This window comes from Shinella sp. GW821-FHT10F02 (assembly GCF_058809275.1).
On sequence record NZ_JBXASL010000002.1, the window covers coordinates 202403 to 225226 of the forward strand.

The following is a 22824-nucleotide window of genomic DNA, read 5'->3' on the forward strand; positions in this document are numbered from 1 at the left end:
TGGAAGAGATTTGAAGCACTCTCGTCGGCCGATATAGGGAGATGTCCGGCGCCGACACCCGCCCGGACGGCATGGCGGATCGTAAGAAGCAAGGAAAGGCGAAGGACTGGCTCGATTGCATTGCGTGACCGAATAAGAAATCCATCAAATGGAATTTACATTTGTTGAGGATGCCGCAGCCTGGAATTCCTCAACCAGTTGTCGAAATGTCTCGGGCTCCGGGAAACCCGTGAAGCTATGGATTGCCGGCGTGGTGGCCCAGGCCAGCTTTTCTGCGGTGTGGACTTCCACGAACGGAAATAGCCATTCGACATGATCGAACAACGTCGGATGCACATTCACGTAGGATTCGACACCCGCTGGCAGGCTATACAGCCACGTCTTGCAGTGTGGGCAATAGAGGTGCCTTGTGTCGCCGTGCAGAGCGCCGACAACCGGCTCGATGCCGGTTGCCTTAAAACCGGGGGTCGGGATTGAGGCGCACAGCGAAAAGGCGCTCGATGTCAGTTTCTGACATCCCCTGCAATGGCAGGCCATCGTTATCAGGGCGGGCTCGGACACTTCGATGCCTACTTTTCCACACAGGCATGATCCGCGAAGTGGTTTGCCCAAGATCCATTCCCCTCTTCCACTCGAACGAAGCCGCCGCGGGATCGTAAGCCCGTGATCAGGCTGAGTTGCCATCGATCCGGATTCGCGCGCCCGTGGCGGCTGATTGCCTTATTGCATCGAGCACCCGCATGCCGGAGACAGCATTCGAGATGGGCCAGGGCTGTTCGATTTCACCGCGCACGGCTCTCGCGAAGGTGCGGACCTCGTGCTCATACTGGTTAGTCGGCGGAAAGCGGATCGTCTCCACATTCTGGTCATAGAGATCGTCGCGGCCGCGCAGGCGGATGACGGTTTCCTGCTGTGCGGACGGCCAGACGGACACCGGCAACTCCATCCATCCCTCGGTGCCCGTCACCATGATCCAATGCGACCAGGCCTGGAGCAGCGCGCCTGAAAAGAGCAGATTGCGGTGGCCCGGAAATTCCAGCATGCCGGCGACGGCGATGTCGACGCCATCGGGAGACTGCCGTTCGAAGGTCGCGGTGGCGGCGAACGGCTCGTCTTCGAACAGAAAGCGCGCGGCCGTGATCGGATAGATGCCGACATCGCCGAGCGCGCCGCCGCCCAGTTCCGGTCGAAAGCGAATATCTTCCGGATTGTCGTTCATGACGCTGTAGGTGGCGTGAATCTGCGTGACGCGGCCGAGCCTGCCGCTGCGAATGATGTCGCGTGCGGCAAGCCAGCGGGGGTGGTAGCGCACCATAAAGGCCTCGGAGACCTGGAGGCCGGTGGCCAGCTGGGCGGCCTGGAGACGTTCGGCCTCCTTTGCATCGAGCCCGAGCGGTTTTTCGCAGAGCACATGCCGACCCGCCTCCAGCGCTTCGATTGCTTCATCGACATGGCAGTTGTTGGGCGTCGGAATGTAAACGGCCTCGACGTTATCGTCGCGCAGCATCTCGCTGAGCGACGCATAGTGCTGCGGGATGTCGAACGTGGACGCGACGGAGGCCGCGCGCTCCGGGTCGCGCGAGGAAATCGCGACGACCTCGCATTCGTCCACCGCCTTCATGGCGGGGATGACCCAATCCCGTGCGATCTTTGCGGTCGAGAGGATACCAAAACGAACTGGCTTCATTGATAATGTCCTTGAGGTCGGATGGTGCTCAGCGCGTGGCGCGAAGGCGCATGAAGGTCGACTTGGTCTGCATAAATTCCAGGAGGCCCTCCGTGCCATTCTCGCGTCCCAGCCCACTCGCCTTGGCGCCGCCGAACGGCAACTGGGGTACGGTTTCGAGATAACAATTGACATAGACGAAGCCGCTTTCGAGAGCGGCGGATACATGCATGGCGCGGTCGAGATCCTTCGTCCAGACCCCGTTGGCCAGGCCATAGGGCGTGGCATTGGCGAGTGTGATCGCCTCCGCCTCATTTTCGAAGGTCGTGACCCCGAGAACGGGACCGAAGACCTCTTCGTTGAAGATGGTCATCTCGGGCGTAATGCCGGTGAAGATGGTCGGCTCGACGAAATATCCCGCATCGAGCCTCGGATCCGCAGGCCGGCCGCCGCCCGTCACGAGCGTCGCGCCTTCCCGTTTCGATGTTTCGATATAGGAGAGCACCTTGGCGTGGTGCTGCTCGTGGATCATGGGGCCGAGATCCGCATCGGCATCCTTCGACGTACCGAGCTTCAAGGCGCGGGCCTTGATGGCAAGGCGCTCGACGAAATCGCCGGCAATCGCCTTCTCGACGAGAAGGCGGGCGCCGGCGCAGCATTCCTCGCCCTGATTGATCGTGAAGGCGGCGAGCGCGCCATCCACGGCAGCGTCGAGATCGGCATCGGCGAAGACGATGTTGGCGCCCTTGCCCCCGAGTTCGAGCGCCACCTTCTTGAGCGTCTGCCCGCAGAGCCCGGCTATCTCCTTGCCGACATTGGTGGAGCCCGTGAAGGAGATCATGTCGATATCGGGATGGAGGCAAAGCGTGCGCCCGACCTCGTCGCCATTGCCCGGCAGGACGGAAATCACGCCGTCGGGGATTCCAGCCTCCTTGGCGAGGCGGGCATATTCCAGCGTCGTGCCCGGCGTGAAGGTCGAGGGCTTGATCACCACCGAGCAGCCGGCAACCACCGCATAGGGCAGCTTCTGGAAAAGCGTGACCGTCGGGAAGTTCCAGGGAAGGATCATGCCGACGACCGGGAGTGCCTCATGGGTCACCAGGCCGAGCTTCTCGGCGCCTTCGTGGTTGACCACCCTGCCCGGGATGTTCCAGGCAAGCGTGGCGGCAAAGCGCGCGAGCTCCACCGACCATTCGATCTCGCCGCGGGCAGCCGCCATGGTCTTGCCCGCCTCATCTGCCTCGATGACGCTGAGGTGATCGAGTTCGGCCATCACCAGGTCGGCAAAGCGCTGGACGATCTTGCCGCGCTCGATCGCCGGCATTTTCGACCAGACACCCGACTTGAACGCTGCCTTGGCGGACGCGACCGCACGGCCGACATCCTCCGGCGTGGCGAGGCAAACGCTCGCGACCGGTTCGCCCGTGGCCGGAGAGTATCGGTCATAGGTCCGGTTTTCCGCGGGCCGCTCGACCGCGCCGTTGATCCAGAGCCCGTATTGACGATGAGACATTGCAAACACCTGTTTGGTTTCAAGAATTCGATAGGATCATTCCGCGGGCGCCGGCACGCCCCGGGCCGGCGGTTGCGCGCGCCGCCGGGAGAGCAGAAACGCGCGGATGCGCTCGTTGTAGGCAACCACAGCAACGGCCAGCACGAGGCCGATCACGATGCGCTGCCAATAGGGGTTGATGCCCATGAGGTTGAAGGCATTGGCGAGGAACCCGATGATCAGCACGCCGCAGATGGCGCCGACGAGATGGCCGCGGCCGCCCATCAGCGAGATGCCGCCGACCGCAACGGCGGCGATGGCGTCCAGCTCCCAGCCCATGCCGGTCCGCACCGCATCGCCCGATTGCATGCGGGCGGTCAGGATGATGCCCGCAACGGCCGCAAACGTGCCGCAGAGCGTATAGGCAATCACCTTGGTCGCGCCCACCTTGATGCCGCTGAGCACCGCCGCCTCCTCGTTGCCACCGATCTGGTAGATGGCACGCCCGGTCCGGGTATTTCCCAGGAAAAGCATCGTCGCGACAGCGAGGACGGCAAAAATGATGACCGGCACCGGAATGCCGGCGATCAGGCCTTCGGCAAGCTGAAAGAACTCTTTTGGCAGCGTGCCGAAAATGGGACGCGAATCCGACAGCCACATGGCGAGGCCCCGCACGATTGCCATTGTCGAAACCGTCACGATGATCGGCTGGAGGCGAAGGCCGGCGATCAGGATGCCGTTGATGAAGCCAACCGCTGCTCCGGCGATAAGCGCGAGATTGATGCCGAGGATCGGCGGATGGGTGTTGGCGATGCCGGCGACGAGAACCGTTGCCAGCGCCACCACCGCACCGACCGAAAGATCGATGCCGCCGGTCAGAACGACGATGCTCATGCCGATCGCGACGATGCCGAGCATCGATGTCTGGCGCAGCACATTGCTGATATTGGCGGCGTCGGCAAAGCCATCGGCAACGATTGTGAACACGGCAACGAGTGCAATGAGCACCAGGACGATCGGCTGGCTGGAGATGAATGCGCGCATATTTGCCATGGTCATTGCCCCGCCACGTCTACGGACATGGTCGTGTTGAGTTCGACCAGCGTGAAATTGCTCTCCAGATCGATATCGAGAAGCTGCTTGCCGGCAGCCTTTGCCTTGAGCGTGAAGACCACCTCAAGCGGCTCGCCGGCCATGGAAAACTGGAAGAAGCGTTTGCCCCAATAGTCGCTGGTGCCGCCTGTGGCAGGCTTCACAGACACGATGTCGAAGGCCGAGACGAAGCTGCTGTTGAGTGCGATGGAGAAGATGCCGGCGGGCACTGCCTTGGGATCGACGCGTACCGACATCGTAAAGGGTTGCCCGACCACTGCGGGCGCGATGTCGATCGCGACGAGATCGGATCCGCCGACCGATTGTGAGTCGGTTGCATTTGCCGTGGCCGCCGCGATGGTGTCCGCATATCGTTTGGCGTCCGCCGTCGCGGGACTATCGGGATATTCTACCGCAAGAAGCGCGTACACATCAGGGAATTGCGCCATGTCGCCGGCTTCTTCGAGTGCTGAAGCGAGCTTGGACAGCACAGCGAGGCGATTGGCCTTGAGGGTTTCGCCCGCGCTGAGGGTCGTCAGCAGTTGCTGGTACTGCGCGATGGCTTCCTCGCGGCGGCCAAGCCCCATCAGCGAATTGGCGATGCCGATGCGCGCCGCATCGTAATAGCCACTTTCCGGAAACTGCTGCACGATCTGCTGGTAGCCTTCGAGCGAGCGGCTGTAGACGCGGGTCAGTTCGTAGTTGTTGGCGAGCGTATAGGGTCCACGCGCCTGGTCCGCCTGGAAAAGCGCGGGCGCGAGGAGGTAGGCGCCGCCGTTCATGGTGGCAAAAAGGAACAGCAGCAGGGAAAACGGTGCCACCCATCGCCGGAGGGAAGACTCGTGCGCAGATGCGATAACGTATGGGCTAGCCATTGGATGCCCTCCTGGCAAAGATCGCGCCGATGAAGGGGCCGGCACCGGCCATGATGACGGCGGCGAGGATGACCGCGCCCTTCGAGACATTCTGCCACTCCGGCGCAACGCCCAGCAGGTTGAAGAGATTGGACATGACGCCGATGACGAGCGCGCCGACAAGCGCGCCCCAGACCGAGCCGCGGCCGCCCTGAAGGGCCGTGCCGCCGATCACCACGGCTGCGATCGCGTCAAGCTCATAGAGAACACCGGCCTGCCCGGGCTCGCCGGATCCCATGCGCGCGGTGAGGATAAGGCCCGCAATACCGGCGAGTGCGGCACAATAGACATAGGTGAAAAGCTTCACCCGCCATACCGACACGCCGCCATAGTAGGCAGCCTTCTCGTTGGCCCCGACCATGTAGATCATGCGGCCGATGGCGCGAAAGCGCATCACGTACCAGGTGACGAGAACGATCGCGAGGAACAGGACGGCTGGCGCGGGGATGCCGCCGAACGTGCCGCGCGCAAGGAAGCCGATGAAGGCCGGATAATCCGCATAGATCGGCTGGCCGGCACTGTAGACCAGGCCCGAACCGCGAAAGACGGTCATCGTCACCAGCGTGGCAACGAAGGGCTGGAAGCCAAGCAGTGCGACGAGGGCGCCGTTGACGAGGCCGGCAACGAGCGCGGCAGCGATGGGCACAAGCGCGACGACGCCGAGCGGATAGCCTGCCGTCGCGAGCGAGGCGGCGAGCGTGCCGACGAGTGCCACGACAGAGCCAACCGAAAGATCGATGCCGCCCGAAATGATGACGACGTTCATCCCGACGGCGATGATGCCGATGAGGGAGGTGACGCGGATCAGGTTGACGATATTCTCGATCGTCCAGAAATAGGGCGAGGCAAGCCCTGCCACGACAAGCAGAACGGCCAGGACCACGAGATTGCTGTTTATGGAAAGACGTTCCTTCATCGCGCATCTCCCACGCGCGCCTGGGGAGCCTCTGAATGCCCACCCATAACATTGATCATGATCTCGGCTATGTCGAACTGGGCGCGCGCCTGTTCGCCTGTCACGCGGCCGAGATTGAGGCAGATGATGCGATCGCAGACGTGAACCAACTCCTCGATGACCGAGGAGACGATGATGACGCTCGCACCGCTCGCCGCAAGCTGGCGGATCAGGTCGAAGATCGCCCCTTTCGCGCCGACATCGATGCCGCGGGTCGGCTCGTCGAGCAGGAAGATATCGACCTTGGCATCGAGCAGCCGCGCCAGGATGACCTTCTGCTGATTGCCGCCGCTGAGTTTGCCGACAGGCACCTCGGTCGAGCTGTATTTGACCTGGAGACGCTGGCAGAGATCCTTGACCGCAGCCACTTCGCGGCTCCGCCGTAGCGCGAGAGGCCCCACATAACGCGCCAGAGACGAGAGGGTCACATTGTGCCGTATCGGCATCGACAGGATGAGGCCATCGCTTTTGCGATCCTCGGGACCAAGGCCGATGCCGCCCTCCAGCGCCTGTCGCGGGCCGGAAAACATTGCACGCTTGCCCTCGGCACGGATCGTTCCCGCGCTTGGCTTGTCGACGCCGAAAATGTTGCGCAGGATTTCCGTGCGGCCGGAGCCCATGAGGCCGGCAAGGCCCAGGACCTCGCCCTTGCGAAGCCTGAAGGAGACGTTCTTCAGGAGTTCCTCGGTCGACAGGCCATCGACCTCGAGCACGACGTCGGCATCCGGCGCCACGCCTCGATCCCACTCGCGCTTTTCGAGGCTGAGCTTGCGGCCGAGCATCATTTCGACGAGTTGGGACTCGGAAAGGTGCGCAACGTCGGACTCGCCGACCATCTGGCCGTCGCGCAGCACGACGACGCGATCGCAGACTTCGAAGATCTCGTTGAGGTGGTGAGTGATGAAGATAATGGAGGTGCCCGCCTTCTGAAGCTTGCGGACGATCTTGAAGAAATGCTCGACCTCCTCGCGGTTGAGAGGCGCGGTCGGCTCGTCCATGATCAGCAGGCGGCAGGGCCGGGTTATCGCCTTGCCGATCTCCACCAGTTGCTGCTCGGCGACGCTCAGATCGCGGATCGCCACATCGATCGAGCCCGGATAGCCGAGATCACGCATGATCTCGACGGCGCGTGCGCGCATGCCCTTCCAGTCGAGCAGGCCCCAGCGGTTGCGGACCAGATTGCCGAGAAAGAGGTTCTCGACCACGCTGAGATGGGGGACGAGCATCAGTTCCTGGTAGATCGTGCTGATGCCCATGCGATGGGCAGTCGAGGTGTCGCTGAGCTCGACCGGCTTGCCGTCGATAGAGATCGTGCCCGCATCCGGCTTCACCGCGCCCGCCAGGATCTTCATCATGGTGGATTTGCCGGCCCCGTTTTCGCCGACCAGCGACAGGATTTCGCCGGCCCGGACCTGCAAGCCGACGTCCGACAGCGCCTTCACACCCGGATAGGACTTCGAGATTCCGGCCATCGTCAAAAGCACGTCAGGCTCGCCCTTCGGGACGGCCTTCAGATGCGGGCTCTGACCGTTGGTTCTGTTTGCCATCAACAATTCACCTTCCTGCGAGTTCGCGGGCGGCCGGTATCAACCGGCAGCCCGCGCCTCCAGCGGAAATCCTCAGCGCACGTATTGAAGGTCGGCGTTGTAGAACTCGTCGACATTGTCCTTGGTGACGATCGGCGTTTCCGTGGTGATCCGCTTGGGAACAGGCTCGCCCTTGAGCACCCGCACCGCCATGTCCAGGCCGATCGCACCGCCGGTGGCGTAGATCGAGGTTGCCTGCAACCAGCCGTCCTTGATCGCCTGGAACGCTTCGCGCTGTCCGTCGACGCCGATGAGATAGACGTCGCCGGGCTTGTAGCCGGCTTCCTTCAGCACGTTGATGGCGCCGAGGATCATGGGATCGTTGTGGGCATAGATGACCTGGAACTGGTCGCGATAGCGCGTCAGCCAGTCTTCAACGATCGGAATCGCCGGGGCGAGGTCGTAATTGGCAGGCCGCGCGTCCAACAGCTTGATATCAGCCTTGCCTTCGAGCTGAGCCGCAAAGCCCTGGTGACGCTGGATCGTCGGCGTGGCGCCTGGAATGCCTTCCAGTTCGAGGTAGCTGAACTTCTCCCCGACGGAGCCGAGCACATGCTTGCCCAGGCCCTCGGCAAGCGAGAGATTGTTGCCACCGATGAAGACATTGTAGTCCTCGCCGACGATTTCGCGGTCGAGCACGACGAGCGGAATACCCGCCTTCTTGATCGCCTCGACGGCCGGAACGAGCGCCTGGGCTTCGCGCGGGCTCATCATGATGAGGTCCACGCCGCGGGCGATCAGGTCTTCGATATCGGCGATCTGCTTCTCGTTGGTGCCCTTGGCGTCGGTGTAGATGAATTGCTTGATCAGCTCAGGATATTTTTTCGCCTGCGCCTCGGCGCTGGTCACCATGAAGGCTCGCCACGGGTGGTCCATTGTGTCCTGCGAAAAACCAATGGTCCACGGCGGTGCGCCGTAGGGGTTGTCGGCAGCCGCCGACGGGGCCACGGCCGCAAAGAAAGCCGAAACGGCAAGCGTCGTCATTTTAAGCAGTTTTTTCATTGCTCCACCTCATTTTTGTTGATTGTATGATTGCATCCAATCTCCAATTTTATCGTATGTCAAGCGGTCCGGACATTTATTTCACGGGGAAGTGATGCCTGCGAGCAGTCCACGTCGATGTCCTTGCTCTGCCAATTTCGTATATTGACATCAATATATTGGATATTATTCTCTCGCCCGTACGGCTGAGCCGACCAACAAGAGGGAGCTTTCAGATGGGAAAAATTTGGAAATCGACGACGGCAGCGATGATACTGGCGATCAGTCTTGGCGCGTCAGGCGCAAAGGCTGCGGAGAGCTATTTTCCGGAATGCTTTGCGGCCTGGGACGCCGACACGAAACAGTTGTCTGCCGTGACGCCGCGCGATGGCCCGTATCGCATCGCGCTGGTCAACGGCTTTGCCGGCAACGACTGGCGCATCCAGATGATCCGCGCTGCGGAGTCCTATGTTAAGCGGCCCGAGATTGCCGCGAAGATCAAGGAGTTCACGGCTGTCAGCGTTGGCAACGACGTCGCGGCGCAGATTGCAGCGATCGAGAATTACGTTGCGGCCGGCTACGACGCGGTGCTGTTCATCGCCGTCAACCCGGAGGCCTTTGATGCCGTGATCGGCCGTGCCAACCAGGCAGGCACGCTTCTCGTTTCCTTCGACAATGTCGTCTTCAACGACAACCACCTCATCGTCGATATCGACCACGGCGACATCGCCGCCAAAAAGGCACAGGCCATCCTCGATGACCTGAAGGCGAAGAACGTCACCGAGGGCAAGGTGCTCTGGGTTCGCGGCCTGCAGGGAAATGCAACGGAGAAGCAGCAGACCGAAAGCTTCACGAAGGTGTTCCAGGGAACGCCCTTTGAAGTGGTCGAGGTCGTCGGCAACTGGGATGTCGGCACGTCGCAGCGCGTGACGGCGGAAGCCGTTGCTGCGCACGGAAAATTTGTCGGCGTCGCCAATGCCTATGGCAGCATGGGCTCGATCCAGGCGCTGCTCGACGCCAAGCATCCGGCCGTGCCCTTCGGTTCGGACACGATGAACGGCGCCGTTCGCATGCTCGCCGAAAACGGTTTCACCGGCGTTGCGATCGGCTCCTCGCCTTCGGTTTCGGCAGTGGCCATTCTCGCGGCCCTCTCGACCTTCGAAGGAAAGCAGATGCCGCAGCGCATCAAGCTGCCACCGCCGTCGCTGCCATCGACGGACTGGAAGGACGGCGTCGCCTATTTCTCGCAACTCCCGGCCTCCTTCGACACCGCGACGGGTTTCAAGGAATGCAACCTGCTCTTCACCGCGGATGAACTGACCTCCAAGTGAAGCGGCGCCGGCGGGCTGTGCCTAAGCCCGCCGGCTTTGGCCGGAACCGACGAGAAGGGACAGGAATGACGGTGAATGCGATACGATTGAGGGGCGTCGGCAAATCCTACGGGCCGACACGGGCGCTGGCCGATGTCAGCCTCGATATCGAGGCCGGCACGGTGCATGCGGTGCTCGGGGAAAACGGGGCGGGCAAGAGCACGCTCATCAAGATTTTGACCGGGGTCCTCGCGCCCGATACGGGCACTGTCGATCTCTTCGACAAGCGCCTCGACCATGACGGCCCGCAAGCTGCCGAGACACTCGGGCTTGCAACAGTATTTCAGGAGCTTTCCCTCGTCCCGCATCTTTCGGTCGAGGACAATCTCTTTCTGTCCAATCCGCCACGGTCGAAATTCGGCTGGATCGACCTGCGCCGGCAGCGTGCGGAATCGCGCCATTGGCTTGACCTGGTCGGATTGGGCGACATCCATCCGGGCACCCATGTCGGTCAGTTGTCCCTTACCCAGAAACAGTTGCTGGAAATCGCCAAGGGGCTCGCCAAGAAGCCGCGCATCCTGCTCCTCGACGAGGCGACGGCCTCCCTTCCCGGCAACGATGTCGACCGGCTCTTCAACATCATCGCCGACGCGCGGCGCGAGGGCCTCACGGTCATCTACATCTCGCACCGGATGACCGAGATCGAGCGCATTGCCGACCGGTGCAGCGTGCTGCGCAATGGCCAGTTGATAGAGACATTCGACGCGCATGCGCGCTCGCATGACGAGATATGCCGGATGCTGGCCGGCCGCGAGATCTCTCAGGTTTTCCCGCCCCGGCGTCCTGTGCCGGCCGATGCGCCCATCGTGCTGGACGTCTCCGGGCTTTCAGCAGTCGACAAGGTGCGCAACATCTCGTTTGCACTCCGGCAAGGCGAGGTGCTCGGGATCGGTGGTCTCGAAGGACAGGGCCAGAAGGAACTCCTGCAAACCCTCTATGGTGCCATTCGCACGACGGCAGGCTCGGTGACACTGGATGGCAAGCCGTTCAAGCCGGCCGGCCCCGCGGCGGCCATTGCGGGCCAGCGACCGGTGATGCTTCTTCCGGAGGATCGCAAGACGGACGGCTTGCTGCTGGCGGAATCGATCCGTGACAACATGCTACTTTCCGTGACGGGGAAGCTCAGCAGATACGGGCTGCGGGACCAGGCTGCCGAAACCGCCTGTAGCCGTGCGATTACCCAGAAACTGGCCATCAAGATTGCATCACCCGACGCGCCGGTTTCGTCGCTTTCCGGCGGCAACCAGCAAAAGGTTCTGCTCGCGCGGCTGCTGCTCAATGAGCCCGCGGTCTACATTCTCATGGATCCGACGCGAGGCATCGACGTCGGCACCAAGCAGGAAATCTATGCGCTCATTCGCGAGCTCGCGGACCGCGGTGCGGCCGTTCTCTTTCTCACCACCGATTTCGAAGAGCTCATCGGCATGTGCGACCGCGTGCTCGTTCTCTATGGCGGCGCCATCAGGCGGGAACTCAAAGGCGAAGCCATCAACGAGGTCAACATCATGGAAGCGTCGCTCAACATGACGCGTCCCGAGACCGCCCGAAACCCCGCGGATACGGAAATCCGGCCATGAAAATCCTGACATCACGACACATGCCGGTCCTGCTTGGCGCGGCGGTTTTCATCATCGTGCTGGCGGTCTATCTCGCTGTGCATCCACGCGGCATTTCCAGCTTCGTCATCCAGTCCTACGCCAATTCGGCAGCGCCGCTCGCCCTTGTCGCGCTGGCCCAGACCTTTCCGGTTCTGACCGGCGGGCTTGATCTTTCGGTCGGGGGAATGGTGGCGCTGACCAATGCACTCGCCTCGGAACTGGTGCAGGGTTCGCCCGTCGAAATTGCCGTCGGCGTCCTGACCGTGCTTGCCGCGGGCGCGCTTTGCGGCGCGCTCAATGGCGCGCTCATCGTCTATGGTCGTCTCCAGCCGATCATCGGCACGCTGGCCACCGGCGCGGTCTTCAGCGGCCTCGCCCTCTTCATCAGGCCCTTTCCCGGTGGCGACGTGGATACAGGGCTCGCTTACGCGATGACGGCCATCCTGTTCGGTGTCCTGCCGGTCTCCACGCTGCTGATAGCCATCATCGCCGCCTGCACCTGGGCCGCGATATCGCGGGCATCCCTCGGGCGCGGCATATTCGCCGCCGGATCCGCGCCGCAGGCTGCGCGGCTGTCCGGCCTTCGCATCGAGCGATCGATTATCGCCGCCTACGTGCTTTCGGGGCTGTTTTCCGCCCTTGCCGGCCTCTATCTCGGCTTTCAGACCCTTTCGGGCGATGCGACGATCGGCGTGCCCTATACCATCAACTCCATCGCCGCGATCGTCATCGGCGGGCTGTCACTGCGGGGCGGTGCGGGGTCGCCGCTCAGCGCGATCTTCGGCGCACATGCGCTACGCGCGATCAGCGCCGTGCTGCTTTTCACCGGTGCCCCGCCCCTCGCGCAACCGCTTTTCGAAGGCATGGTGCTGATCACCGCGGTGGCGGCCGCATCCCTCACGCTGGTCCGCGACCCCAACCGCCTGAAGGCATTCCAATGATGAACCTGTTTTCCGTGGCTTTCCGCGTGGAGAGACCGATCTGGATCGCCTGCCTCTTCGTACTCGCTTTGAGCATCGCAATCGGCATCATGTATCCGGCGACCGTCTCGGTGAATTACTACATGCAGCAGCTGCAGATCGCGGCCTTCGTGGGCATTCTTGCCAGCGGCGCGATGGTGGTCCTCCTGCTCGGCGAGATCGACCTCTCCATGCCCTGGACTGCAACCGCGGCCGGCATGCTCGCCTGCGGGGTTTTCAGCAGCGGTGCGGCCTGGGCCAACGACGGCACCGCAATCTCCGTCGCCCTGCTACTGGGCCTGGCCATCGGCGGCCTCAACGCTTTCGGCGTTGCCATCCTGCGCGCGCCATCCATGGTGTGGACGCTCGGCGTCAACGCCATCCTGCTCGGATTGACCGTCGTCTATGCGGGTGGCTACAGCCCGCAGACGAATGCCTCCCCCCTGATGCGCCACCTCGCCGTCGGGCGCGTGTTCGACGTCGTTCCCGTGGCCGCGCTGGTCTGGATGTTCGTCGGCGGCATCCTCGTCCTCGTCCTGCGACTGACGCCGCTTGGCGCCTGGATCTATGCGATGGGCCGCAGCCCTCGCGTCGCCTACCTTGCCGGCATCCGAACGCGCGCCGTGGTTTTCTTCGCCTTCCTGTGGGCCGGGCTCTGCTCCGCCGTGGGGGGCGTGCTGCTCTCGGGCTATTCGGGACAGGCCTTTCAGGCCATGGGCGATCCCATGCTGCTGCCGAGCATCGCCGCAGTCGTCGTCGGGGGCACGAAGGTGACAGGCGGCGAGGGCAGATATCTCGGCACCGTCGTGGGCGTGCTCGCGCTCACGCTCCTTTCGAATGTGCTTTCCCTGATGCAGGCGCCCGAGGCGCTGCGACTGATCACCTACGGCAGCACGATCATCCTGATGCTGCTCGTCAGCAACAGGCGGGCACAGGCCCACCCATAAACCTGCCCGGAACGAAACCATCTACCCGCCCCATCAACACAAGGAGAAGCCGCATGGATGCGTTTGGAATGAAGCTCGAATGGTACAGCGAACCGTCATCCTACTCTTACCAGGATGGCACTTTGGAGGTCGTCACCGGAGACAAGACGGATTACTGGCGGGAAACCTTCTACGATTTCTGGCGCGACGACGGCCATTTCCTGTCCCGGGTCGTCGAGGGCGATTTCAGCGCCGAGGTCACGGTTCAAGGCGACTACGAGGTTCTCTACGATCAGGCCGGCCTGATGATGCGCCTGAGCGAGAGCCACTGGATCAAGACCGGCATCGAATTCACCGACGGGCGGATGTTTTTCTCCGTCGTCGTTACCAACAACCAATCCGACTGGTCTTTGGTCCAGGTGCCTGTCGATCCCGGTGGAATCCGCATCCGGCTGACCCGCCATCGCGAGGCGATCCGGGTCCAATATCTCAACAGCGAGAACGGCGCCTGGACACCGGTCCGCCTCGCCTATTTCCCGCCGACGAAGACGGTGCAGGTGGGCGTCATGTGCTGCTCGCCGCAGCGCGCCGGCTTCACCGCCCGGTTCAAGGATTTCGTTATCGGGCCGCCGATCGCGCGCGAATTGCACGATTGAAGAAGCACCAACCCGGCCCCGGCGGGATCAACAATGCCGCTGGGGCCGGACTATTGCATTTCGAATTGCCTTATTGTTATATTATATCCAATCTTCACTTTTCGCATACTCGGAGGAGCCGGAAACCGCCCGGCGCCAAGCCACTACATCACCGTGCGCATCGGTTCCTGGCCAGATTTCGGGGCAAGGGTCTCGTTAAAAAACCGTTGACACCACTCGTAATGTATCCAATATATTGTCTCCTATAAACAAGGGGAATACGACCATGGGACCGAAATACGCAACTCCAAACTTCAGCGAAGCCCGCCGGGCACTTCTGATCGGCGGCGCAGCTGCCGGCCTGACGGTCAGCTTTGGAAGACTGTTTTCCACGCCGGCCTCCGCCGCAACGGGCGGTACTCTTCAGGTCATGGCGTGGGAAGGCTATGACCTGACGAACGAGCTCAAGACGTGGCGCGAGGAAAACGGTGTCACCGTCGAAACCACGTCGATCGCGTCGCAGGATGATGTGCATACCAAGTTCATCGCCGGCAATCCGCCGCCGCTCGACCTTGCCGAATACAACCAGGCCTACAGCGAGCTTTACATCGATCAGATCAAGATCGTCTCGCCGCTCGATGTTTCGAAAATCCCAAACTACAACGCCGACAACCTGTTCAGCGTCTTCTTCGACAAGCCGACATGGTTCAAGGACGGGACGCTCTATGGCTCCCCCTACATCTGGGGCTTCAACACGCTCCTCTACAACTCCGCCGAGATGGAGGAGCCGAAATCCTACAAGGACCTGCTGAAGCCGGAGCTCAAGGGCAAGATCGCCATCATGGACGACGCCACGGGCAACTGGCCGCTGATTGCCCGGCTGGCCGGTTTCGGCGAGAAATACCCTGCCCTCACGAAGGATGAGCTGAAGACCGCGTTCGACGGTTTCGTCGCCTTCCGTGACCAGGCCCGCCTGATCGCCATCAACCAGGGCGATGTCGCGAACTTCATCGCCTCCAAAGAGGTGCTGGCCGTGGTGGTGGCAGATCCGCAGATCATCCAGCAGGTCACCGCGCAGGGCGTACCGTTGAAAATGGCGGTTCCGGAAGAAGGCCCGGTCCTGTGGGTCGATGCATGGTTCATCCCCGTCTCGGCGGACAATGTGGAAACCGCGCATGCCTTTATCAACCAATCGCTTGACCCGCAGGTGCAGGCAAATGTTTGCATGAGCATCCACCAGGCCCCGGTCTCGAAGAAGGCGGTCGAGCTCCTCGACGAAGCCGCTCGGGAACGCATCGACTATTCAAAGATCGACCAGATCTTCTCCGCGGGACTTCCCGGCATTCCGCCCGTCGAGGCGGAGGGCGAGGTGGCAAGCTACGACGACTGGATCCAGGCCTGGCAGCAGTTCAAGGCCGGCATGTAAGCGCACCGGCATTCCGGGCTGCATCTTGCAAAGCGGCCCGGAATGCAACGGTATCAGGAGTAAATTTCGGTGGTCAGTTCACAAAAATCGGGCGGGTTCCTCGCGGCTCCGGCAGTCACCTATATGGTGATTTTTTTCGTCGCCCCGAGCCTGCTGCTGTTTTCATACAGTTTCTGGACGGCAAGCTCGTTCCGTATCGTGCCGGACTTCGTCCTGACGAATTATCTCTCTTCGATACAGTCCCTGCTGTTTCTCAAGGTCACGCTCAACGCGCTGCTCATCGGCCTTGTCACCGCGACGATCTCGGTGCTGCTGTCGCTGCCAATCGCCTACTACCTGACCTACGTCACCCGCTCCAAGGTGATCTTCTACCTTATCCTCATCACTTGGTTCTCCAGCTATCTGGTGCGGATATATGCGTGGCGCACGCTGCTCGGCACGAACGGCCTTCTGAACGCTGCACTGCTGCAATTGGGCATAATTTCAACGCCCATCGAGGCCTTTCTCTTTAGCCCCTTCGCCGTGGGCGTGACCCTCGTGCACATCTATCTACCCTTCGCGGTCCTGATGGTGATTTCCGCGATGAGCGAAATCAAGAAGGAGCTGATCGAGGCGTCCCGCGACCTCGGGACAAGCCCGATCGGCGCCTTCATGAGGGTCGTCGCACCCAATGCCGCGCAAGGCCTGATCGGGGCCTTCATGCTGACCTTCATTCTTGCGGCCAGCGACTACGTGACGCCGCAGATGGTGGGCGGCTCATCGGGCCAGACCACCGGCCTCCTCATCGCCGACCAGTTCCGCAAGACCGGCAACTGGCCGCTCGGCGCGGCACAGGCGTTCATCATGTTTGCCCTGTCGATCCTGATCTACCTGATCATCACGGCACTTGCCCGCGCGGCAGGCCTCACCCGCTCCCGCAAGAGCACGACGATCTTAAAGCAGGACAAGTAGATGATCCTCCGTATCACCGTTTACCTGATCCTGGCATTCCTGCTCATCCCGCTGGCGCTGATCGTTCTGTTCAGCTTCAACGCCAGCCCCTCCTTCACCTTCCCCATCACCGGCTACAGCATGCGGTGGTATGCACAGATCTTCTCGGACCCGCAGCTCGGTTCGGCCTTGTGGAAGAGCTTCTGGATCGCGACGCTGACGGCGATCATCACCTTTCTTCTCGGCGCTGCCGCGTCGCTGGCCTGGCTGCGGCTGGGGCGCAAGGGCCGCACCGTGCTTGAAATCCTGTGCATCACCCCGATTGCCCTTCCCGGCCTGTTCCTCGGTGTGTCGCTGCTGGTGCTCGCTTCCCAGGTCGGCGTGCAGCTCTCGATGATCACCATCGTGCTCTCCCATGTGGTCCTGGCGCTTCCAATGCTGATGATTGCCATGCGAGCCAGGCTCGCCTTGTTCGATCCGAACCTCGAGGAAGCATCGCGCGACCTCGGGGCATCCCAGGTCCTCACGTTTCGCCGGGTCACCCTCCCCCTCATCGCGCCGACGCTCATTTCCTGTGCCGTGCTCAGTTTCGCGCTTTCGTTCGACGAGTTCGTCGTCACGGCCTTCGTATCGGGCACCGAGACGACGCTGCCCATGTACATCTGGTCGATGATGCGCCGCACGGTCACGCCGCTCATCAACGCGATTTCCACGCTCGCGATGGTTTTTACCATCGCCATCATTTCCATCGCCCTTGCCATTGCCGCGATGAAACGCGCGACAAATCTCTCCAGCCGCGACGTCGCTTGAAGGAAAACGCCCATGTCCCCAATCATCGAAATCACGGATGGCAACAAGGCCTTCGGCAGCTTCAAGGCGCTTCAGGACATCAATCTTTCCATCGCCCAGGGCGAGATCGTCACGCTGCTCGGCCCGAGCGGCTGCGGAAAGACGACGCTGATGCGCATCTTCGCCGGCTTTGAGAGCCTGACGAGCGGATCGCTCAAGATCGACGGAAAAGACGTCTCAAATCTTCCGCCGGAAAAGCGCCCGGTCAACATGGTCTTCCAGCGCTACGCCCTCTTCCCCCATCTGGACGTCTTCGAGAATGTTGCCTACGGCCTCAAGGTGAAGGGTATAGGCAAGGACGAAGTTCGGGAACGGGTCCGCAATATGCTTCGCATCGTGCAGATGGATCACCTGCAGCAGCGTTTCATCACCGAGCTGAGCGGCGGCCAGTGCCAGCGTGTTGCGCTTGCCCGCGCGCTCGTCAACGGGCCGAAGGTTCTCCTTCTCGACGAGCCGCTCGCCGCACTCGACCTGAAGATCCGGCAGCACATGCTGACGGAGATGAAGCGCATCCACGCAGAGACCGGGGCGACCTTCATCTATGTGACGCACGACCAGGACGAGGCCATGATCCTTTCGGACCGCGTCGTGCTGATCGACCGCGGGCAGATCGTTCAGGTCGATACGCCACAGGATATGTATAACCGGCCGAATTGTCTTTTCTCCGCCAAGTTCCTAGGTGAGACCAATATCCTGCATGGAACCATCGTTGAAGACGCGTCCGGCAAAAGGGCGTTCAGGTCGGCGGAGGGCAGCTTCCACTACCAGCCCACGAACCAGATCGCCTCGAAGAGCGCTGCCATCATGTCAGTGCGCCCGGAAGCGATTTCGCTGTTCGCCGAAGATCCCGCGCAGGACAATGCCATTGCGGCAACCGTGACCGACGTGCTCTTCACCGGCAGCCGGTCCTTCTACCATCTCGTCAGCGACGGGGGAGAAGCGCTTCGTGCCCAGGTACAGAACACGCCGGGTCTGAACAGACCGAATGTGGGTGACCGTGTGCATGTCTGCTGGCCCCACGACGGGTCTGTCGTGCTGCCAGCATCCCCCAGCCACTGAGCGTTGACGACATGACTCCCAACTCCTCCATCATAAAACGCCACACGGTTACCGCGACCGTCCTTGAATTGATCAGGGACCGCATTGTCGAAGGGGTCTATCCCGGCGGCCAGCAGATCCGCCAGGAGGCCATTGCCGAGGAATTCGGCGTGTCGCGAATTCCCATCCGTGAGGCTCTGGTTCAACTGGAGGCGGAAGGCTTCGTACAGATCCACACGCACAAGGGTGCAGTCGTCGCGCAACTGACCGTCGAAGACGCCATCGACATCTTCGAGGCACGCCTCGTCCTCGAGCCCAGCATTCTTCGTCAGGCTGTGACGAAGGCGACGGCAGAGGACATCGACCGGGTACGAAAGGCGCTGCACGAATACGAGCGCGGGGTCGCCAACGACGCGTCTCCAGCCCAACTCAGCCAATTGAACTGGGCGTTTCACAAGGCGCTTTCCAGCGCGTCGGGACGCTGGCGGTCGCTCGCCGTCCTATCATCTCTCTACAAGTCGGCAGACCGATATCTGCGCTTGCAGATCGACAACGCCGAGGCCCGGCGAAACGCGCTTGAGGATCATCGGGCAATCGCGGCCGCATTCGTGCAGCAGGACGCGGCGCTGGCGCAACGCCTGCTGGCCCGGCATATTTCCGGCGCACGAGACGATGTGACGAAAAGCCTGAATATGCTGAAAAAGGCGCCGTGATCCACGCCGACAACTCACCACGCCGGCGGCATTCATTTGAAATAGAGGAAAGACATGCAACTTGATCGCGTTATTACCGTCGTAGGCGCCCATGCGGAAGGCGAAGTTGGCCGCGTGATCACCGGCGGCGTCTTGCCACCCAAAGGCAAGACCATGTTCGAGAGGATGCAGAACCTCGAACGCGATGGCGCCTGGCTTCGAAACATGCTGCTCTTCGATCCGCGCGGCAGCGTCAACGCCGCAGTCAACCTGATCACGCCCCCATGCCGCGACGATGCGGATATCGGCATGATCGTGATGGAATCAGACTATTTCGTCCCCATGTCCGGCTCAAATCTGATCTGCACGGTCACGGTGGTACTTGAAGCCGGCATGATCCCGATGATCGAGCCACAGACGATCGTCCGGGTCGACACACCCGCGGGCCTTGTGGAAGTCACCGCGGAATGCAGGAACGGCAAGTGCAAGCGCATCACCTTCCGCAACATCCCCTCGTTCGTGATGCACCGCGACGCGACGATCGATGTCCCCGATCTCGGCACGCTGCGGGTGGATGTCGCGTACGGCGGCATGATCTATTGCATCGTGGACGCTGAGGACCTGAACCTGACGCTCGATCGCAGCGAAGCCCGCCTGCTCGTGGAACTGGGTGAAAAGATCAAGGCAGCGGCGGCAAGCCAGTTGCCGTCCATCCACCCCGAAAACCCGCAAATCCATACGATAAACCAGGTCGAGTTCGCCGGCCCGCTTCAGGTCTTGGGCGGCGTGAAAACCTCGAAGAACGCAGTGGTGGTCTCGCCCGGTCGGCTCGACCGCTGCCCGTGCGGCACCGGCACATCGGCCCGCATGGCCCTGCTTCATGCCCGCGGAGACCTGGCGGTCGGCGAGACATTCCGCCACCTCTCGATCCTCGACACGGTATTCGACTGTGAAATCCTCGAAACCGGCACGGCCGGCCCAATCCCGGCCGTCACGCCCCAGATCTCCGGTCGGGCATGGCTTACGGGTGTCAGCCACTACGGGGTGGATCCGGAGGATCCGTTCCCGGAAGGCTACCGCCTGTCGGACACATGGTTCGCCTGAGGCCCCACGAAATCGAATCCGATTGCGCCGGCAGGCTGCCTTGCCGGAGCAATCGGGAAAGCGCGTCTCCTGCGCCATTTCGCATGTCCTGCGTGTGGATCCGGTGTTGAAATCGATCTATCCGCTAAATTCCGCCTGCCGGTTGCTTGCTTAACGAGGGCTTTGTATTCAATATACGGGTCAGCATCGTAAATGAGTCCGTGATGAAAGCCTCCCCTTCTATCAAGCGCCGCACCGTTACCTCGTCCGTCCTGGACCTGCTTCGTGACCGGATCATATCCGGCTACTATGAGGGTGGTCATCAGATCCGCCAGGAGGCGATTGCCGACGAAGTCGGCGTCAGCCGCATTCCGGTGCGCGAAGCGCTGGTTCAGCTTGAGGCGGAAGGGCTCGTCGTCATCCATACGCACAAGGGCGCGGTGGTCGCGAAGCTGACGCCGGAAGATGCCGTCGACATTTTCGAGGCGCGCCTGATCTTCGAACCGTTCATCCTCGCCAAAGCGATGGAAAAGGCAACGCCCGAGGACGTCGAACGCGTCCAGAGCGCCTATCGCGACTACGAGAAAGCGCTTCTGGCCGGCGAAAGCCCGGCGATCCTCAGCCAGTTGAACTGGGCATTCCACATCGCGCTTTCCTACGCCGCCGACAGGCCACGGTCTCTGTCCGTGCTATCCACGCTCTACAATTCCGCTGACCGGTATCTCCGACTCCAGATCGACGCCAAGGCAGCGCAGACGAAGGCCCTGGAGGAACACAGCGCGCTTGCCCAATACTTTGCCGATGGCAACAGCAGCGCCGCGCAAAAGCTTCTCAAGAAGCACATCGCCGATGCGCGCGATGATGTTATCCGCGGCCTTCAACACCGCGGCACGAAGGTCGCATCCTAGTCCATTGTCACGACGGGTGCCCGCGCCATGTGCGCGGACACTTTCCTGTCGAGACCGATCAGGCGGCTTGCTTCTGGCCCTCATAGGCGATGGACTGCGGCGCGAGGGCGGGAACACCCTTGATCCGGTCCGAAATCTTCTCGGCGACCATCATCGTCGGGCAATGCAGGTTGCCGTTGGTGATGCGCGGCAGGATGGATGCATCGACGACGCGAAGGCCTTCAAGACCATGCACCCGGCCTTCGTCATCGACGACGGCCAGGTCATCGTTGCCCATGCGGCAGCTTGAGCATGGGTGATATTGCGTGCCCATGTTGTCCTGCAGCCAGGCGAACACGTCCTCGTCGCTCCACTTGCGCAGACCGGGGAAAATCGCTTCGCCCCTGATCTTGTCCCAGCCACGCTGCTGAATGATCTCATCCGTATGCCGGACACCGTCGATCAGATTGCGGCGATCCTCTTGGTCCGAAAGATAATTGAGCACGATCGACGGATGCTTGCGAGGATCGCCGCTCAGAAGTGTGACCGCGCCCTTGCTGTTCGGCCGGCCGAGGCAGACCTGATATTGGAAGCCCTCTTCGATATTGACCTTGCCATGCATGAGTTCACCCAGCATCGGCAGGAACTCGTGCTGGATGTTCGCATAGTCGACGCTATCGCTGCTCTTGAAGAAGGAGCCGACCTCCCAGAGGTTTGTCGTGCCAAGGCCGCTGCGCAGGAACATCCATTGCGCGCCGATCATCGCCATCTTGAACAGGTTCATGTCCACGGCCGGCGAAACGCCCTTGCGCGACGCCCGGTACTTGATGGATACGGCGACATGGTCCTGGAGACTCTTGCCGACACCCGGCAGGTCCGACACCGCCGTGATGCCGTGTTCCGCGAGTTCATGGGCGGGGCCGACGCCGGACAGAAGAAGCAATTGCGGAGAGTTGAAGGCACCTCCGGCAAGGATGACCTCCCGCGCCGCGCGCGCTTCGACAATCTGCCCCTTCTGTTCATAGCGCACGCCGGTGGCCCGCTTGCCGTCGAACAGGACCTTGTGAACCAGCGCACCGAGTTGCAGTTCCACGTTCCCGCGCTTGATCGCCGGCCGAAGATAGGCGCGTCCCCCGCTTGCCCTGATGCCGTTGTCGATATTGGCTTGGTAGGCATGCACACCTTCCTGGCGGAAGGCATTGTAGTCCGCATTCAGGGGATGGCCGGCCTGCTGTCCGGCCTCGAGAAATGCCTGGAAGGGCTCAAGCTCCGCCTTGAGCGTGGTGATCGCGATTGGCCCTTCGCCGCCACGATACTGGTTCGCCCCCTTGTCGTAGTTCTCGAGCTTCTTGAAATAGGGCAGGCAGTGGGCATAGGACCAGTTGGTCAAACCATCCTCGGCCCAGCGATCGAAATCGCGCGGATTGCCACGAACATAGACCATCCCGTTGAGCGATCCGGAACCGCCGAGCATCTTCCCACGGATATGGGGCACCATCCGGCCATTCAGCGCGGCTTCCGGCCCGGTATCGAATTCCCAGGTGCGGGCCTTGTCCGTCAGCGGATAGGACATGGCCGCCGGCATGCGCACGTAGATCGAATTGTCATGCGGCCCGGCCTCCAGGACAAGGACCCGGACGTTGCGGTCCTCACCGAGGCGGGCAGCCACGACCGACCCGGCAGCACCCGAACCCACCACGATGTAATCGTATGTTTTAGTTGGCATTTCATGTCCCCAATTGACA

At 61.8% G+C, this 22824-nt stretch carries 21 protein-coding genes and 1 pseudogene; 12 read left to right on the forward strand and 10 right to left on the reverse strand.

Translation table 11 applies throughout. The features are described from left to right. Positions 1-29: 29 nt before the first annotated feature. The 9 genes and pseudogenes from AC1RWL_RS06915 to AC1RWL_RS06955 all read right to left on the reverse strand — a co-directional run. Positions 30-131 (reverse strand): annotated as a pseudogene (locus tag AC1RWL_RS06915) (LysR family transcriptional regulator); the annotation flags it as partial. Between the two features lie 13 nt (positions 132-144). Beyond that, on the reverse strand, positions 145-612 hold the full coding sequence (locus AC1RWL_RS06920; RefSeq protein WP_493094013.1) for a GFA family protein: 468 nt from the start codon (positions 610-612) through the stop codon (positions 145-147). Positions 613-667: 55 nt separating this feature from the next. Continuing rightward, entirely contained in the window at positions 668-1687 is a 1020-nt protein-coding gene (locus AC1RWL_RS06925; RefSeq protein ID WP_493094014.1) for a Gfo/Idh/MocA family protein, read from the reverse strand. 28 nt (positions 1688-1715) lie between these two features. Beyond that, a complete protein-coding gene (locus AC1RWL_RS06930; RefSeq protein WP_493094015.1) occupies positions 1716-3179 on the reverse strand; it encodes an aldehyde dehydrogenase family protein in 1464 nt (487 codons plus the stop codon). 36 nt (positions 3180-3215) lie between these two features. Continuing rightward, positions 3216-4211 carry an ABC transporter permease gene (locus AC1RWL_RS06935; protein ID WP_493094016.1) on the reverse strand — a complete coding sequence of 332 codons (996 nt, stop codon included), beginning with the start codon at positions 4209-4211 and terminating at the stop codon, positions 3216-3218. Between the two features lie 2 nt (positions 4212-4213). Next, on the reverse strand, positions 4214-5071 hold the full coding sequence (locus AC1RWL_RS06940; RefSeq protein ID WP_493094017.1) for a tetratricopeptide repeat protein: 858 nt from the start codon (positions 5069-5071) through the stop codon (positions 4214-4216). Positions 5072-5117: 46 nt separating this feature from the next. Next, positions 5118-6080 carry an ABC transporter permease gene (locus AC1RWL_RS06945; RefSeq protein ID WP_493094018.1) on the reverse strand — a complete coding sequence of 321 codons (963 nt, stop codon included), beginning with the start codon at positions 6078-6080 and terminating at the stop codon, positions 5118-5120. Then, positions 6077-7666 carry a sugar ABC transporter ATP-binding protein gene (locus AC1RWL_RS06950; protein WP_493094019.1) on the reverse strand — a complete coding sequence of 530 codons (1590 nt, stop codon included), beginning with the start codon at positions 7664-7666 and terminating at the stop codon, positions 6077-6079. Before AC1RWL_RS06950 ends, AC1RWL_RS06945 begins: the two co-directional genes overlap by 4 nt. A 72-nt stretch (positions 7667-7738) precedes the next feature. Next, complete coding sequence (locus AC1RWL_RS06955) at positions 7739-8689, reverse strand: substrate-binding domain-containing protein (protein ID WP_493158294.1); 951 nt, start codon at positions 8687-8689, stop codon at positions 7739-7741. A 233-nt stretch (positions 8690-8922) separates the two neighbouring features. Between AC1RWL_RS06955 and AC1RWL_RS06960 the strand changes: the two genes are divergently transcribed. From AC1RWL_RS06960 to AC1RWL_RS07015, 12 genes are all read left to right on the forward strand, one after another. Further along, complete coding sequence (locus AC1RWL_RS06960) at positions 8923-10017, forward strand: substrate-binding domain-containing protein (protein WP_493094021.1); 1095 nt, start codon at positions 8923-8925, stop codon at positions 10015-10017. 65 nt (positions 10018-10082) lie between these two features. After that, complete coding sequence (locus tag AC1RWL_RS06965) at positions 10083-11633, forward strand: sugar ABC transporter ATP-binding protein (RefSeq protein WP_493094022.1); 1551 nt, start codon at positions 10083-10085, stop codon at positions 11631-11633. After that, positions 11630-12595 carry an ABC transporter permease gene (locus AC1RWL_RS06970; protein ID WP_493094023.1) on the forward strand — a complete coding sequence of 322 codons (966 nt, stop codon included), beginning with the start codon at positions 11630-11632 and terminating at the stop codon, positions 12593-12595. The genes AC1RWL_RS06965 and AC1RWL_RS06970 overlap by 4 nt, the downstream gene beginning before the upstream one ends. After that, the gene (locus tag AC1RWL_RS06975; protein ID WP_493158296.1) at positions 12595-13560 is read left to right on the forward strand and encodes an ABC transporter permease; all 966 of its coding nucleotides are present in this window, start codon (positions 12595-12597) and stop codon (positions 13558-13560) included. The genes AC1RWL_RS06970 and AC1RWL_RS06975 overlap by 1 nt, the downstream gene beginning before the upstream one ends. A gap of 68 nt (positions 13561-13628) precedes the next feature. Next, on the forward strand, positions 13629-14195 hold the full coding sequence (locus AC1RWL_RS06980) for a DUF1349 domain-containing protein (RefSeq protein WP_493094466.1): 567 nt from the start codon (positions 13629-13631) through the stop codon (positions 14193-14195). 265 nt (positions 14196-14460) lie between these two features. Continuing rightward, positions 14461-15600 carry an ABC transporter substrate-binding protein gene (locus AC1RWL_RS06985; protein ID WP_493094025.1) on the forward strand — a complete coding sequence of 380 codons (1140 nt, stop codon included), beginning with the start codon at positions 14461-14463 and terminating at the stop codon, positions 15598-15600. Between the two features lie 123 nt (positions 15601-15723). Beyond that, a complete protein-coding gene (locus tag AC1RWL_RS06990) occupies positions 15724-16551 on the forward strand; it encodes an ABC transporter permease (protein WP_493158298.1) in 828 nt (275 codons plus the stop codon). Continuing rightward, positions 16552-17340: an ABC transporter permease gene (locus AC1RWL_RS06995; protein WP_256119972.1), complete on the forward strand. Its 789-nt coding sequence runs from the start codon at positions 16552-16554 to the stop codon at positions 17338-17340. 12 nt (positions 17341-17352) lie between these two features. Beyond that, entirely contained in the window at positions 17353-18438 is a 1086-nt protein-coding gene (locus tag AC1RWL_RS07000; protein WP_493094027.1) for an ABC transporter ATP-binding protein, read from the forward strand. Between the two features lie 11 nt (positions 18439-18449). Further along, on the forward strand, positions 18450-19130 hold the full coding sequence (locus AC1RWL_RS07005; RefSeq protein ID WP_493094028.1) for a GntR family transcriptional regulator: 681 nt from the start codon (positions 18450-18452) through the stop codon (positions 19128-19130). A gap of 54 nt (positions 19131-19184) precedes the next feature. Continuing rightward, positions 19185-20213, forward strand: coding sequence for a proline racemase family protein (locus AC1RWL_RS07010; RefSeq protein ID WP_493094029.1), 1029 nt, complete (start codon positions 19185-19187; stop codon positions 20211-20213). Positions 20214-20416: 203 nt separating this feature from the next. After that, positions 20417-21100 (forward strand): GntR family transcriptional regulator, encoded by a 684-nt coding sequence (locus tag AC1RWL_RS07015; protein ID WP_492649768.1) that lies wholly within the window; start codon positions 20417-20419, stop codon positions 21098-21100. Between the two features lie 58 nt (positions 21101-21158). On the opposite strand, the gene AC1RWL_RS07020 is transcribed toward AC1RWL_RS07015, so the two are convergent. Further along, on the reverse strand, positions 21159-22805 hold the full coding sequence (locus AC1RWL_RS07020; RefSeq protein ID WP_493094030.1) for a choline dehydrogenase: 1647 nt from the start codon (positions 22803-22805) through the stop codon (positions 21159-21161). Positions 22806-22824: the final 19 nt, after the last annotated feature.